The sequence below is a fragment of the Nonomuraea sp. NPDC049684 genome, from assembly GCF_044465345.1.
Classification (GTDB): domain Bacteria; phylum Actinomycetota; class Actinomycetes; order Streptosporangiales; family Streptosporangiaceae; genus Nonomuraea.
The window spans coordinates 232,070-245,284 of the sequence record NZ_JBITLO010000014.1; the positions used below are offsets into that span (position 1 = coordinate 232,070).

Annotated in this window: 13 protein-coding genes and 1 tRNA gene; 5 read left to right on the forward strand and 9 right to left on the reverse strand. The window is 73.2% G+C overall.

Annotated features, from left to right (window positions below; genetic code table 11):
• Window positions 1-5 precede the first annotated feature (5 nt).
• Window positions 6-674 (forward strand): TetR/AcrR family transcriptional regulator, encoded by a 669-nt coding sequence (locus tag ACIBST_RS36455; protein ID WP_397178126.1) that lies wholly within the window; start codon window positions 6-8, stop codon window positions 672-674.
• Window positions 675-721: 47 nt separating this feature from the next.
• Here ACIBST_RS36455 and ACIBST_RS36460 read toward each other — a convergent pair whose 3' ends face one another.
• Complete coding sequence (locus ACIBST_RS36460) at window positions 722-1,669, reverse strand: helix-turn-helix domain-containing protein (RefSeq protein WP_397178185.1); 948 nt, start codon at window positions 1,667-1,669, stop codon at window positions 722-724.
• Between the two features lie 196 nt (window positions 1,670-1,865).
• Here ACIBST_RS36460 and ACIBST_RS36465 point away from each other — a divergent pair, with 196 nt between their 5' ends.
• Both ACIBST_RS36465 and ACIBST_RS36470 read left to right on the forward strand, forming a co-directional pair.
• Window positions 1,866-2,885, forward strand: coding sequence for a 3-oxoacyl-[acyl-carrier-protein] synthase III C-terminal domain-containing protein (locus ACIBST_RS36465; RefSeq protein ID WP_352357910.1), 1,020 nt, complete (start codon window positions 1,866-1,868; stop codon window positions 2,883-2,885).
• Between the two features lie 227 nt (window positions 2,886-3,112).
• The gene (locus ACIBST_RS36470; protein ID WP_397178127.1) at window positions 3,113-4,603 is read left to right on the forward strand and encodes a von Willebrand factor type A domain-containing protein; all 1,491 of its coding nucleotides are present in this window, start codon (window positions 3,113-3,115) and stop codon (window positions 4,601-4,603) included.
• 13 nt (window positions 4,604-4,616) lie between these two features.
• On the opposite strand, the gene ACIBST_RS36475 is transcribed toward ACIBST_RS36470, so the two are convergent.
• Window positions 4,617-5,294, reverse strand: a complete 678-nt coding sequence (locus tag ACIBST_RS36475) for a tRNA-dependent cyclodipeptide synthase (protein WP_397178128.1) — start codon at window positions 5,292-5,294, stop codon at window positions 4,617-4,619.
• A gap of 94 nt (window positions 5,295-5,388) precedes the next feature.
• Between ACIBST_RS36475 and ACIBST_RS36480 the strand changes: the two genes are divergently transcribed.
• Window positions 5,389-5,461 (forward strand) — tRNA-Ala (locus ACIBST_RS36480).
• Window positions 5,462-5,465: 4 nt separating this feature from the next.
• Here the strand turns inward: ACIBST_RS36480 and ACIBST_RS36485 are convergent.
• The 3 genes from ACIBST_RS36485 to ACIBST_RS36495 form a co-directional block, all read right to left on the reverse strand.
• Window positions 5,466-5,897 carry a DUF3224 domain-containing protein gene (locus ACIBST_RS36485; protein ID WP_397178129.1) on the reverse strand — a complete coding sequence of 144 codons (432 nt, stop codon included), beginning with the start codon at window positions 5,895-5,897 and terminating at the stop codon, window positions 5,466-5,468.
• Window positions 5,898-5,933: 36 nt separating this feature from the next.
• Window positions 5,934-6,725: an LLM class flavin-dependent oxidoreductase gene (locus tag ACIBST_RS36490; RefSeq protein WP_397178130.1), complete on the reverse strand. Its 792-nt coding sequence runs from the start codon at window positions 6,723-6,725 to the stop codon at window positions 5,934-5,936.
• A 91-nt stretch (window positions 6,726-6,816) separates the two neighbouring features.
• Window positions 6,817-8,022, reverse strand: coding sequence for an FAD-binding protein (locus ACIBST_RS36495; protein ID WP_397178131.1), 1,206 nt, complete (start codon window positions 8,020-8,022; stop codon window positions 6,817-6,819).
• A gap of 66 nt (window positions 8,023-8,088) precedes the next feature.
• Here ACIBST_RS36495 and ACIBST_RS36500 point away from each other — a divergent pair, with 66 nt between their 5' ends.
• Entirely contained in the window at window positions 8,089-8,433 is a 345-nt protein-coding gene (locus tag ACIBST_RS36500; RefSeq protein ID WP_397178132.1) for a PLDc N-terminal domain-containing protein, read from the forward strand.
• Window positions 8,434-8,440: 7 nt separating this feature from the next.
• Here the strand turns inward: ACIBST_RS36500 and araA are convergent, their stop codons facing one another.
• The 4 genes from araA to ACIBST_RS36520 are packed head-to-tail and all read right to left on the reverse strand — an operon-like array spanning window position 8,441 to window position 13,207.
• Window positions 8,441-9,895 (reverse strand): L-arabinose isomerase, encoded by a 1,455-nt coding sequence (gene araA / locus ACIBST_RS36505; RefSeq protein WP_397178133.1) that lies wholly within the window; start codon window positions 9,893-9,895, stop codon window positions 8,441-8,443.
• Window positions 9,892-10,539 carry an L-ribulose-5-phosphate 4-epimerase gene (locus ACIBST_RS36510; protein ID WP_397178134.1) on the reverse strand — a complete coding sequence of 216 codons (648 nt, stop codon included), beginning with the start codon at window positions 10,537-10,539 and terminating at the stop codon, window positions 9,892-9,894. Before ACIBST_RS36510 ends, araA begins: the two co-directional genes overlap by 4 nt.
• Window positions 10,540-10,550: 11 nt before the next feature.
• Window positions 10,551-12,170 carry a ribulokinase gene (gene araB / locus ACIBST_RS36515; protein ID WP_397178186.1) on the reverse strand — a complete coding sequence of 540 codons (1,620 nt, stop codon included), beginning with the start codon at window positions 12,168-12,170 and terminating at the stop codon, window positions 10,551-10,553.
• A 53-nt stretch (window positions 12,171-12,223) separates the two neighbouring features.
• Complete coding sequence (locus tag ACIBST_RS36520; protein ID WP_397178187.1) at window positions 12,224-13,207, reverse strand: LacI family DNA-binding transcriptional regulator; 984 nt, start codon at window positions 13,205-13,207, stop codon at window positions 12,224-12,226.
• Window positions 13,208-13,215: the final 8 nt, after the last annotated feature.

The window sequence follows — 13,215 nt, forward strand, 5'->3', positions numbered from 1 at the left end:
GCGGCATGCCCGCACGCACTGGAAGGCCGCCCCGGATCTCGCGGGCGGACATCGTGGCAGCGGCGCACCGGGTCATCGAGGCCGACGGCGTCGGCGGGCTGACCATGCGCAGGCTGGCCAAGGAGGTCGGCAGCACGCCGATGGCGCTCTACCACCACGTCCGCGACAAGGAGGAGCTGCTGCTGCTCCTGCTCGACGACTACGCGGCCGGGCTGCCGCGCCCCGAGCTGCCCGCCGAGCCGCGCGAACGCGTGGTCGTGGTGGCGCTGGCCATGCGCGACGGGGTCGCCGGCTGCCCCTGGGCGGTGGACGTGCTACGCGCCGACGACCTGCTCGCGGTCGGCGCGCTGTGGTACCCGGAGAAGATCATCGACGCGGCCCTCGACGCGGGCCTGACGGCCGAGCGCGCCGTCCACCTCTACCGGATCATCTGGCACTACACGGCGGGCGAGATCGCCATCCGCGCGGCGGCCCGGCGCAGGCGCGAGGAGGGCGGGCCAACCTACCGCGACCAGGTCTTCGCCGGCCTCGACCCGGCCGCCCTGCCCCGCCTGGCCGAACTGGGCGGCCGCTGGGCCGAGCTCACCGCCGAGGACACCTACGAGCTGGGCCTGCGCGCCCTGGTCGACGGCCTGCTCCCCCGCCCCGGCCACCCGCCAGAGGCCGGCCGCTGAAGGTCAGGGCCCGGATCCGGAGGCGCGGGCAGGGGACCAGGCGCGGGTCAGGGGCCGAAGGTGCGGCGGTAGGCGGAGGGGGAGGTGCGCATGGCGCGGGTGAAGTGGTGGCGGAACGTCGCCGGGCTCTCGAACCCGACCGCCGCCCCGATCTCCTCCACCGGCACCGCCGTCGACTCCAGCATCGGCAGGCTCGCCGCCACCCGCTGCGAGATCACCCACCGCAGCGGGCTGGTCCCGGTCTGCCGCTTGAAGTGCCTGATGAACGAGCGTTGCGACATGTGCGCCACCGCGGCCAGGTCCGCCACGCCGATCGGCTCGGCCAGGTGGTCGAGCGCCCATCCCATCGCCCTGGCCACGCCGCCGTCGTCGGCCACGGGCGTGACGGCGGCCTCGATGAACTGGGCCTGACCGCCCTCCCGGTGCGGCGGGACGACCAGCCGGCGGGCGACCGCGTTGGCCACGTTCGGCCCGTGGTCGTTGCGTACCAGGTGGACGAGCAGGTCCAGGCCGGCGGCGCTGCCCGCGCTGGTCAGCACGTCGCCGCCGTCCACGTACAGGACCGAGGGGTTGACGCGGACGGCGGGGAAGCGCCGCTGGAGCAGGTCGGCGTACCGCCAGTGGGTGGTGGCCTCGCGGCCGTCCAGGAGACCGGCGGCGGCCAGCGCGAACGCGCCGGAGCAGATCGACACCATCCGGGCGCCCCGGCCGTGGGCCAGGCGCAGCGCCTCGACCAGCTCGCCCGAGACCTCGCCCCGGACGTCGGCCACGCCGGGCACGATCACCGTCCCGGCCCCGGCCAGGACGTCGAGCCCGTGCGCGGCCTGCATGGTGAACCCGCCGACCACGCGCAGCGGCTCGGCGGTCTCGGCGCACACCTTGAGGTCGTACCAGGGGACGTCCAGCTCGGGCCGGGGCAGCCCGAAGAACTCCACGACGCACCCCAGCTCGAACGGCGCCATCCCGTCGAAGGCCAGCACGGCGACCGTGGGCAACCGGGCAGGAACCGGCAGGGCGACCGGCAGCGACGCCGGGACCGGTGGCCGGGCGGGGGCCGGGAGCGGGGCGGCGGGGGCGGAGGCGGAGGCGGAGGGCGGTCGGCCGGAGGTCGGAAGCGGCACATCCGCATATTAACCGCCCATATCCGGCACAAGCAGGTTAGCGCTCCGCTCCCTGCGGCAGGAGTGATATATGCATATTTCGGGGGTAGAGACCGTTTTCCCCGATCACCGCTACGAGCAGGCGGAGATCACCGAAGCGTTCTCCCGTCTGACGGACTGCGACGAGGAGTTGCTGCGGCGCTTCCACGCGGCCACCGGCGTCGTGGGCCGCAACCTCGCACTCCCGCTGGACGGCTACACCAAGCTCGACTCCTTCGCCCGCGCCAACGCCATGTACGTCGAGATCGCCCTCGACCTCGGCGAGCAGGCCGTCCGGGGCGCCCTCGAAAAGGCCGACGTGCCGCCGGGGAAGATCGACCACCTGCTGTTCTGCTCGACCACCGGCCTGGCCACGCCCTCGCTGGACGCCAAGCTCGCCCAGCGCCTCGGGCTGCGCGGCGACGTCAAGCGGGTGCCCGTGTTCGGCCTCGGCTGCGCGGCCGGGGCCTCGGGCCTGTCGCGTCTGCACGACTACCTGCGCGGCTGGCCGGACCACGCCGCCGTGCTGGTCTGCGTGGAGCTGTGCTCGCTGACCATCCAGCGCGACGACTCCTCGATCGCCAACATGATCGCCAGCGGCCTGTTCGGGGACGGCGCGGCGGCCGTCGTGGCCACCGGGCGCGGCCGGGGCCCCGAGGTCGTCGCCACCCGCAGCAGGCTCTACCCCGACACCGAGCACCTGATGGGATGGGAGGTGGGCGACCACGGCTTCCACATCGTGCTCGACGCCGACCTCACCCACTTCGTGGACCAGGTGCTGGCCGACGACATCAGGGCCTTCCTTGCCGACTACGGCCTGACCCCCGACCAGGTGCCGACGTGGATCTGCCACCCCGGCGGCCCCAAGGTCATCGACAAGATCGTCCAGAGCCTCGACCTCGACCCCAGGGCCCTGGACGTGACGTGGCGGTCGCTGCGGACGTACGGGAACCTGTCGTCGGTCTCGGTGCTCCACGTGCTCCAGGAGACGCGCGGGCACGCCGGGCGGCCCGCCGTCCTGATGGCCCTGGGCCCCGGCTTCTCGGCCGAACTGCTCCTGCTGCACTGGTGACCTCCGCCGGGTGAGGGCGGATAAGGACCGGGCGACGGCCGGTAACGACGAGGCGACGGCGGCGGCGTCCGGGCCCGCGCGACCGTCCGCGCCGTTCGTCCCCGCCCACGTCATGCGTCCGGATCTGTCACAACTGATCACGTGACGATCGCGGTTTGCGCTCGCTTGCGTCTCCGGCCCGGCCGCCGCCACGCGGATCTCCGTCATAGGACGCGGAGGTGGTTGCGATGAGATGTCGCCCCTTAGCCATTCGTCCCCTGGCCATCAGTGTCGGGCTCGCCGCGCTGCTCGGACTCGCCGCGTGCGGCGGCTCCGGCGGATCGTCCAGCGGCAGCGCCGCGCGGGCCCCCCTGTCCGACACGCAGCGTCAGCCCGCGCCGAGCGCGTCCCCGGCCGGCACCCAGGAATCCGAGCAGGACACGACCAAGGCGCAGATCTCCACCTTCGCCCTGGACGTGGACACCGCCTCGTACGGCTACGCCCGCCGTACGCTTCAGGAAGGGCGCTGGCCCGCGCCCGGCGAGATCCGCCCCGAGGAGTGGGTCAACGCCTTCGGGCAGGACTACCCGCAGCCCTCCGACGACGGCTTCGCCGTGCACGTGGACGGCGCCCGGCTGCCCGGCCGCGACGAGGCCGTGCTGCGCGTGGGCCTGCAGACCCGCGCCTCCGACTCGGCCGCGCGCCGCCCGGCCAACCTCACCTTCGTGGTCGACGTCTCCGGCTCGATGGCCGAGACCGGCCGCCTCGACCTGGTCAAGTCGGCCCTGCACAAGCTGCTCGACCAGCTCGCCCCCGGCGACCAGGTGTCACTCGTGGCCTTCAGCGACGAGGCGGACGTGCTGGCCTCCATGACGCCGCTCACCGCCAGGAGCCAGCTCCACGCCGCGGTGGACGAGCTGGCCACCGCCGGCGGCACGAACCTGCAGAGCGGCGTCCTGGCCGGGTACCGGGAGGCGTCCCAGGCGTTCCGGCCCGCCGCCACGAACCGGGTCGTCCTGCTCTCCGACGGCCTGGCCAACCAGGGCGACACCGAGTGGCGGACCATCGTGGAGCAGGTCAAGGAGTACGCGGGCAAGCAGGTCACGCTGCTCACCGTCGGCGTCGGCCGCGACTACGGCGACGAGCTCATGGAGCAGCTCGCCGACAACGGCGACGGCATGGCCGTCTACGTGGACTCCGAGCAGGAGGCCGAGAAGGTCTTCACCACCCAGCTCCCGGCCACCATCGAGGTACGGGCCCGCGACGCCAAGGCGCAGGTCGTCTTCAACCCTTCGGTCGTGGAGAGCTACCAGCTCATCGGCTACGAGAACCGCGCGATGTCGGCCGAGGAGTTCCGGGACGACAGCCGCGACGGCGGCGAGATCGGCCCCGGCCACTCGGTCACCGCCCTGTACGCCCTCCACCTCAAGCCGGGCGCGCGGGGACAGCTCGCCCAGGCGACCGTGCGCTGGCAGGACCCCGACACCCGGGCGGCCTCCGAGGCCGGCGGGTCGCTGCGGGCCGACGAGCTGAACGACTCCATCTGGACCGGCACGCCCATCCGGCTGCAGGTGGACGTGGTGGTCGCCGCCTTCGCGGTCTACCTGCGCGACAGGAAGGCGTTCGGCCTGGACCTGCCCGCGCTGCGCGAGCACGCCGGACGCCTGGCGCGGACCTCGGAGGACCCGATGGTCGCCGAGCTGGTCACCCTGATCGACAAGGCTCGCTCGGTCGGCTGACCGCCCGCCGGGATCAGGCCGGGTCGGGGGCCGGGTCGGGGGCCGGCCGGGAGGCGACGAAGCCCTGGTGGGGCGAGCGCGAGACGGGCAGCGTGCCCGCGTAGAGCTCCCCCACCAGCGGCATGGGCTCGGGATGGCAGAACACCGACGAGCCCGTGCGCAGGATCGCCGGACTGTTCAGCACCAGCGGCAGCCCGGCCAGCAGGAAGGGCAGCGCGTTCGCGGCCTGCTCGGGGGTCAGCTCCTGGCCGCCGACGCTCGGCAGCACGGCCGCCACGCACCGCGCGCGGAACGCGGCGTCCTTGGCGGCCAGCCGTTCCAGCTCGCGCCGGGAGCGCCGGTAGGCGCGGTTGCCGGCCAGCTCGTTCCAGTCGAAGACGGTGGCGTTGGCCGCGCCCATGCCTTCGAGCACCCGGATCACCCGGTTGCGCGTGTTGTTGGCCGCCGACCGCGCCTTGATCAGCGCCGCCCCGGACGGGAGCCCGCGCGCGACCAGCGTGCCGGCCAGCTCGACGCCCGGCACGAGCACGTGCACGCCGGTGAACGTGCGGGTCGCCCACTCCAGCAGGCTGCGGATGGCCCGCAGGGTGAAGAACCCGTTGAACGCGCTGACCTCGACGACGGCATGCTCACGAGCGGCGAGGATCTTCGCGCACCGCGGGGTCAACGGGACGGCCTGCACGCTGGACATGGCACGGAGAGTAGCAAGATTTGACCGAGCGTATGCCTGCTACGCGCATGTGTGTCGCGGGTCCCGAAGCCCTGTACACTTGTGACCGCAGCAAGGGGCTATGGCGCAGTTGGTAGCGCGCCTCCATGGCATGGAGGAGGTCTGGGGTTCGAATCCCCATAGCTCCACCCCTCATCCACCCGGGCGTTCCGCCCGGGTCATTTTTTTCTCCCGCAGCTCGTAGTCCAGGGTGTAGGAGTGCGAGCCGTCCGGGGCGATGGTGATGTTCATCCGTCCCGTGATGCCGGTCAGCTCGCCGTGGCCCGAGTCGGGCACGATCGTGATGGTGAGCGACTGCCCTCCGCGGTCGCTCAGGGCCTGGTGCGCCACGACGAAGCCGCCCTTCCGGCCGTCCAGGGCGCCCTCGATGCGTTCCATCGCCACGTACGCGCGCGAGTCCTCCACCGGGGTCGAGGCCACCATCAGATGGACGACGCTCGTCCCGGTCAGGTCGCCGTGGAAGGTCTTGGTCATGCTGACGAGGCCGAGCGCGACGCCGTCGCGGTCGTCGAAGGGCGGCTTGGCGTCCCAGCCGGCGGTGTCGAAAGTTCCCTTTGCGGTCATGGGAAGCATCGTGCCGGTCTTACCTGTCAGCTACCGTCAGGTACCGGCCAGGCGTTCCACGACGGGCGCGAAGGCGTCGACGAACTGGGCGTTCACCGTCACGTACGAGATCCCGAGCCGGTCCCTGCGCCGCCGCAGGACGTCGGCCATCTCGTCGGGGGTGCCGGTGAGCAGGCCGGTGGCCTCGGGGCCGAGCGGGCCGAAGCGGCCGGCCAGCCAGGCGGGCGGCTCGGCGCCGGCGGCCACCAGGTTCATGCCGAGCTCCAGGTCGTGGAAGCGGTCGCCGGCCAGCTCGTACAGCTCGTCCAGCTTGGCGGCGACCTGGTCCTCGGTGTGCTGCGGCGGCACGCCGAGCGCCACCGTGTCGGCCTTGCGCGCGGCCAGCCCCAGCACGCGGGCGCCCGTCGCGGCGACCAGGATCGGCACGTCCTTGACCGCGTCGATGGTGGCGGCCAGGCGCGCCACGCGCTCGGCCGGGGTGCCGAAGGGGACGCCGAGCGCCGCCGCGTCCTGCTCGGCGCCCGGACGGCCGGCGCCCAGCCCCAGCTCGAAGCGTCCCCCGGTGAGGGTGTGCAGGGTGGCGGACTCCCAGGCGACGGTCTCGGGCGTGCGGTACGGGGCGCTGACCACGTACGTGCCGACGCGCAACGTCGTGGTGACGGCGGCGGCCGCGGCCGCGGCGGCGAACGGCGACAGCGTCCCGAGCGTGTCGGGGACGAGCAGGGTGGCGAAGCCCAGGCTCTCGACCCTGCGGGCCAGCCCGGTCCAGGCCTGCGCGGTGGGGGCGTAACCGGCGACGGCCCCGAATCTGAACGGGTGATCGGTCATGCGCTCCACGATGCCGCGACGGCCCGGCCGGCACATCGTCCGCCGGACCGGTGGCCCGCTACGACGGCGGGCGCACGCCCGGCGCGGGCCGCTACTCCCCCAGCAGTAGCCGGACGAAGTCGCCCGCGAACTTGCCCGCCGGGTCCAGCCGCCGGACCAGCTCGCGGAAGTCGTCGGGGCAGCCTGGGCGGCGGGTGAACAGCTTGCCCCAGTGGGGCCGCGGGTCGTAGGGGGCGAGCGTCCGCTCGACGAGGTCGATCGCCGGGAGCACGGTGGCGACGTCCCTGATCCAGGTGAAGTGCACGCCGACGCTGTCGCGGTCGCGGAAGGGGCTGAGCCACAGGTCGTCGGCGGCGATCGTGCGCACCTCCGAGATCTGCAGGGCCGGGCGGAGCCGGTCGCCGACGGCGTACAGCTCGCGCAGCGCCGCGACCGCGTGCCCGCGGGGCAGCAGGAACTCCGACTGGAGCTCGTCGCCGGCGCCGCTCGGCGGCGCGTCGGGCCGGAAGTGCGGCAGCCGCTCGTGCCAGGGGCCCGGCACGCCGAGCTGCGTGGTGCAGGCGTCGGCGGGCATGCCGGGCAGCGGGTGGCGGGGCGCGGGGGCGGGACGGGTGCCGTGCCAGGAGCCGGCGGTGAACTCCTCGCGGCGCTTGAGCCAGATCCGGGTGTCGCGCCAGTCGGTGAACAGGCTGACGCTGTAGCCGCTCGCCATGATGTCGTCGAATCCGTCGAGCGCGTCGAGCGTCAGGCCCTCGCGCACGTACTGGCGCAGCTCGAAGGCCGGGACGAGATCGAGCGTCAGCGTGTGGACGACGCCGAGCGCGCCCAGCGAGACGACCGCGCCGGCGAAGCCGTCGTCCCCGCGGGACAACGACAGCAGCGAGCCGTCGGCGGTGACCAGCTCCAGCCCGGACACGGCGGCGGCCAGGCAGCGGTTGGCGTCGCCGGAGCCGTGCGTGCCGGTCGCGACCGAGCCGGCGACCGAGATGTGCGGCAGCGAGGCCATGTTCTCCAGCGCGAACCCGGCCGCGTGCACCGCCTCGGCCAGCCGCGCGTAGGTGGTGCCGGCGGCGACCCGGACCGTGCGCGCCGCGCTGTCGATCTCGATCGTGGCGGGCATGCGGTCGAGCACGACGAGGTCGCCGGTGGTGTCGGCGACGTCGTTGAAGGAATGACCGCTGCCCAGGGCCCGCACCCGGTCGCTTTCGGCCACCAGGCCGCGCAGCTCGTCGAGCGAGGCGGGATGGTGGACGGCCCGCGCCCGGAAGGCGGTGTTGCCCGCCCAGTTGGTCAACATCACGGCTTCACCCTATTCATCCGGTTTCCCTTGCCGTCTCCCCCGCCCGTCACTACGTTCGGCCCCGTGCTGTATCTGTCCGAGGCCATGGGCCTGGCCACCCTCGTGCTGTGGCTCTACTGCCTCTTCGACGTGATCACCACGCCGGACGCGGTCTGCAGGAACCTGCCCAAGATCGTATGGGTGCTGGTGGTCCTGCTGTTCCCGCTGGTCGGCTCGGTCGTCTGGCTCGTGGCCGGCCGTCCCGAACGCGCCCCGCAGGCGGCGCGCCCGAGCGCGTTCCCCGAGTACGACCGCCCGGGACGCTTCGCCGCCACCAACCCCGACGACGACGCCGAGTTCCTGCGCCGCTGCCGCGAACGCGCCGAGGAGCAGCGCAGGAACGCCCCGAAGAAGCCGCCGGAGGACTAGAGGCCGCTCAGAAGCCCTGGGCCAGCCGGTAGTACGCCTGGTTCCAGCGGAGCTCCTTGGTGAACTGCGCCGTCGTGGTGTCCTTGTCGATCACCAGCAGCTCCACGCCGAGCATGTCGGCCAGGTCGGTCAGCTCCTCGCGCCCGACGGCCGTGGACAGCACGGTGTGGTGCGGCGCCCCGGCGGTCAGCCACGACTCGGTCGAGGTGCGCAGGTTCGGCCGCGGCGACCAGACGGCGCGGGCCACCGGCAGCTTCGGCAGCGGCTGCGGCGGCGCGACGATGTCGATCTCGTTGGCCACCAGGCGGAACCGGTCGCCCATGTCGGCCAGGCCGACGACGATGCCGGGGCCGGGGGCGGCGTCGAACACCAGCCGCACCGGGTCCTCCCGCCCGCCGATGCTCAGCGGGTGGATCTCGCACGACGGCGTCCCGGCGGCGATGGACGGGCAGACCTCCAGCATGTGCGCGCCGAGGATCAGCTCGTTGCCGGGCGTCAGGTCGTAGGTGTAGTCCTCCATGAACGACGTGCCGCCCGGCCGCATGGCCTTGAGGGTGCGCAGCAGGACCGAGGTCTTCCAGTCGCCCTCGCCGCCGAAGCCGTAGCCGTCGGCCATCAGGCGCTGCACGGCCAGGCCGGGGAGCTGGCGCAGGCCGCCGAGGTCCTCGAAGTTCGTGGTGAAGGCGCGGAAGCCGCCGCGCTCCAGGAAGCCGCGCAGGCCGAGCTCGATCCTGGCGGCGTACCGCAGCGACTCGTGGCGCTCGCCGAGCAGCTCCGGGGCCACGCGGTACAGCTCGGCGTACTCCTTGACCAGGGCCGACACGTCGGCGTCGGAGGCCGCGTCGACGGCCTCGACCAGGTCGTTGACGCCGTAGGTGTTGACCGAGACGCCGAACCGGAGCTGCGCCTCGACCTTGTCACCCTCGGTCACGGCCACGTCGCGCATGTTGTCGCCGAAGCGGGCCAGCCGCAGCGCCCGCACCTCGGCCACGCCCCTGGCCGCGCGCGCCCACGCCTCGATGCGCGCGCCGACGGCCGGGTCGCTGACGTGCCCGGCGACGGTCTTGCGCGGCACGCCGAGCCGGGTCTGCACGAACCCGAACTCGCGGTCGCCGTGCGCGGCCTGGTTGAGGTTCATGAAGTCCATGTCGATGGAGCTCCACGGCAGCTCGACGTCGGCCTGCGTGTGCAGGTGCAGCAGCGGCTTGCGCAGCGCGTCGAGGCCGGCGATCCACATCTTGGCCGGGGAGAAGGTGTGCATCCAGGCGATGACGCCGGCGCACTCGTCGTCCGCGTTGGCCTCCAGCATGACGCGCCGGATCGCGGCGGCGTCGGTCAGCACGGGCCGCCACTGCACGGGCACCGGAAGCCGCTCGGCGATGCGCCGCGACTGCTCGGCCACCTGGCTCAGCGTGTCCTCGCCGTACAGTCCCTGGCTGCCGGTCAGAAACCAGATGTTCAACGCGGGCTCCTCTGTCCGTAGACGTTCTGATAGCGGTCGTACAGGCGGTCGATGTGGGCCGGGCCGATGGGCAGCGGCGTGCCGAGCTGCCTGGAGACGTGGACGGTGCGGGCCACGTCCTCGCACATCACGGCGGCCTTGACGGCGGCCTTGGGGTCCTTGCCGATGGTGAAGACGCCGTGGTTCTGCATGAGGACGGCCGGCGAGCGGTGACCCTTGAGCGTCTGCACGACGCCCTGGCCGATGGAGTCGTCCCCGATCAGCGCGAACGGGCCGACCGGGATCTCGCCGCCGAACTCGTCGGCCATGGCCGTCAGCACGCACGGGATGGGCTCGCCGCGGGCCGCCCACGCCGAGGCGTAGGTCGAGTGGGTGTGCACGACGCCGCCGACCTCGGGCATCTCGCGGTAGACGTAGGCGTGCGCGGCGGTGTCGCTGGAGGGCGCGTGGGCCCCCTCGACGAGGTTGCCGTCGAGGTCGCAGACCACCATGTTCTCCGGGGTCAGCTCGTCGTAGGACACCCCGGACGGCTTGATGACGAACAGGTCCTCGCCCGGGACGCGGCCCGAGACGTTGCCCGCGGTCCAGACGACCAGACCGTAGTTGACCAGCTCGGCGTGCAGCCCGGCGACGGTCGTCCTCATTGCCTCGTGGTTCACTTGGCGGCCTCGTTCCTGATCGCGCGGAGGGTGTGCAGCATGCGCCCGTCCCCGAAGTGGTCGTGCAGGTCGCGGTACTGGGCGTACAGGCGGTCGTAGGCGTCGGCGCGGGCCTCGTCCGGCACGTACGCCGCCCGCGTGCGCTTGCCCATCGCCGCGGCGGCCTCCTCGATGCCCGGGTAGGCCCCGGCGGCGACCGCCGCGTGCACGGCCGAGCCGAGCGCGGGGCCCTGGTCGGAGCCGATGACCGACAGCGGGCGGCGCAGCACGTCGGCGTAGACCTGCATGAGGAAGCGGTTCTTCAGCAGCCCGCCGGCGACCACGAACTCCTCGACCGGCACGCCGGACTTCTCGAACGTCTCGACGATCATGCGGGCGCCGTACGCGGTGGACTCGATGAGCGCGCGGTAGACGTCCTCGGGCCTGGTGGCGAGGGTCTGGCCGACGATCACGCCGGACAGGTCGTGGTCCACGAGCACCGAGCGGTTGCCGCCGAACCAGTCGAGGGCGACCAGCCCGTGCGCGCCGACGGCCTGGCGCTCGGCCAGCTCGGTCAGGCGCTCGTGGCCGTCGGTGCCGAAGGAGTCGACGTACCAGGCGAAGATGTCGCCGACGGCGGACTGGCCGGCCTCGTAGCCCCACAGGCCGGGCACGATGCCGTCCCGGACGACGCCGCACATCCCCGGCACCTCGGCCAGCCGGTCGCTGGGCATGATGTGGCAGGTGGAGGTGCCCATGATGGCCACCATCTGGCCGGGGCGCACGGCGTCGGCGGCGGCGGCGGTGACGTGGGCGTCCACGTTGCCGACGGCCACGGCGATGCCCTCGGGCAGGCCCGTCCATCCGGCCGCCCGCGCGGTCAGGACGCCGGCCAGGCCGCCGAGCGGGGCCAGGGTGGTGCCGTTGACGTCGTCGCCGACCACGCCGGTGGCCAGTTTGCCGGTGAAGCCGGCGAAGCCGGGGTTCAGGGCGGCGAGGAAGTCCTCGGAGGGGTAGCCGCCGTCCTGGAAGACGCCCTTGTAGCCGGCGGTGCAGATGTTGCGGCTCTCGACGCCGGACAGCTGCCAGACGATCCAGTCGGCCGCCTCGATCCAGCGCTCGGCCCTGGCGTACACCTCGGGGGCCTCCTCCAGGACCTGGAGGGCCTTGGCGAACTCCCACTCGGAGGAGATCTTGCCGCCGTAGCGCGGCAGCCAGCTCTCGCCCCGGCGCGCGGCCAGCTCGTTGATGCGGTCGGCGTGCGGCTGGGCGGCGTGGTGCTTCCACAGCTTCGGCCAGGCGTGCGGCTGCTCGGGCGTCTGGAAGCAGAGGGGCGTGCCGTCGGCCGTGGCCGGCAGCACGGTGCAGGCGGTGAAGTCGGTGCCGATGCCGATCACGTCCTCGGGGGCGACCCCGGCGGCGGCCAGGGCCGCGGGCACGGCCACGCGCAGCACGTCCAGCCAGTCCTGCGGCGACTGCAGCGCCCAGTCGGGGCCGAGCCGCACGCCGGTGCCGGGGAGCGCGTGCTCGATGACGCGCTCGGCGTACTCGTGGACGGCGCTGCCCAGCTCCGCGCCGTCGGACACGCGGACGACGACCGCGCGCCCCGACAGCGTGCCGAAGTCCACTCCGACCACGAACTTGTTAGCGTTCACATTGCACTCCAGAGAGTTGTCTGTTCGCCTGCCGGCTACCGGGCCGGCGCGGTGCTGGACCTGACGACGAAGCTGGGACGCACCACCATGCGCTCGTACGCCGCCGGCCCGGCGTCGATCTGCCGCAGCAGCACCTCGATGCAGTGGCGGCCCACCACGTCGAAGTCCTGCCGGACCGTGGTGAGCGGCGGGGAGAAGAACTCGGACTCGGGGATGTCGTCGAAGCCCACGACGCTGATCCGCCCGGGGACGGGCACCCCGGCCTCGCTGAGCGCGCGCAGCACGCCCAGCGCCATCTGGTCGTTGGCGGCGAACACCGCGGTGACCCCGTCCATCCCGGCCAGGCGCCGGCCGGCCGCGTACCCGGCGCGCGGGCTCCAGTCGCCGGGCAGCGGCTCGGGCACCGGGCGGCCGGCCGCCTCCAGCGTCGAGCGCCAGCCCTCGACGCGCCCCTCGGTCTCCAGCCAGTCGGAGGGCCCCGCCACGTGCCAGACCGTCTCGTGGCCCAGGTCGAGCAGGTGCCGGGTGGCGAGCCTGGCGCCCTCGACCTGGTCGATGCAGACCGCGGAGACGTCGGCGCCGTGCGCGCCCTCGACCACGACCGCGGGCACCCCGGCCGGCAGGCTCTCCAGGGCGGAGGCGGCCGAGCGCTGCGGCGCGACCACCACCACCCCGTCCACGCTCTGCTCGGCCAGGTAGTCGAGGGCGTCGCGGACGCTGGCCGCGTCGATCGACTTCAGGCTCACGATGCTGACGAAGTACCCCGCGGTCCTGGCCGCCTGCTCGATGCCGTAGACCATGCTGGCCGGGCCGTACAGGGTGGTGTCGAAGCTCACCACCCCGAGGGTGCGCGACCGCTTGGTGACCAGCGCGCGGGCGACCAGGTTGCGCCGGTAGCCCAGCCGGACGATCGCCTCCTCCACCCGGGCGCGGGTGTCGGCCCGGACGTTCGGGTGGTCGTTGAGCACCCGTGAGACGGTCTGGTGCGACACGCCGGCCTCCTTGGCCACGTCGGCCATGACCGGCG

What these genes read in the sequence shown, in the direction of transcription:
- ACIBST_RS36495 (WP_397178131.1), bottom strand. Translation starts at nt 8,022, where the DNA reads ATGTTGACCAACTGGGCGGGCAACACCGCCTTCCGGGCGCGGGCCGTC.
- ACIBST_RS36485 (WP_397178129.1), bottom strand. Translation starts at nt 5,897, where the DNA reads ATGACCGCAAAGGGAACTTTCGACACCGCCGGCTGGGACGCCAAGCCG.
- ACIBST_RS36475 (WP_397178128.1), bottom strand. Translation starts at nt 5,294, where the DNA reads ATGTCCAGCGTGCAGGCCGTCCCGTTGACCCCGCGGTGCGCGAAGATC.
- ACIBST_RS36490 (WP_397178130.1), bottom strand. Translation starts at nt 6,725, where the DNA reads ATGACCGATCACCCGTTCAGATTCGGGGCCGTCGCCGGTTACGCCCCC.
- ACIBST_RS36470 (WP_397178127.1), top strand. Translation starts at nt 3,113, where the DNA reads ATGAGATGTCGCCCCTTAGCCATTCGTCCCCTGGCCATCAGTGTCGGG.
- ACIBST_RS36465 (WP_352357910.1), top strand. Translation starts at nt 1,866, where the DNA reads ATGCATATTTCGGGGGTAGAGACCGTTTTCCCCGATCACCGCTACGAG.
- ACIBST_RS36520 (WP_397178187.1), bottom strand. Translation starts at nt 13,207, where the DNA reads ATGGCCGACGTGGCCAAGGAGGCCGGCGTGTCGCACCAGACCGTCTCA.
- ACIBST_RS36510 (WP_397178134.1), bottom strand. Translation starts at nt 10,539, where the DNA reads ATGAGGACGACCGTCGCCGGGCTGCACGCCGAGCTGGTCAACTACGGT.
- ACIBST_RS36455 (WP_397178126.1), top strand. Translation starts at nt 6, where the DNA reads ATGCCCGCACGCACTGGAAGGCCGCCCCGGATCTCGCGGGCGGACATC.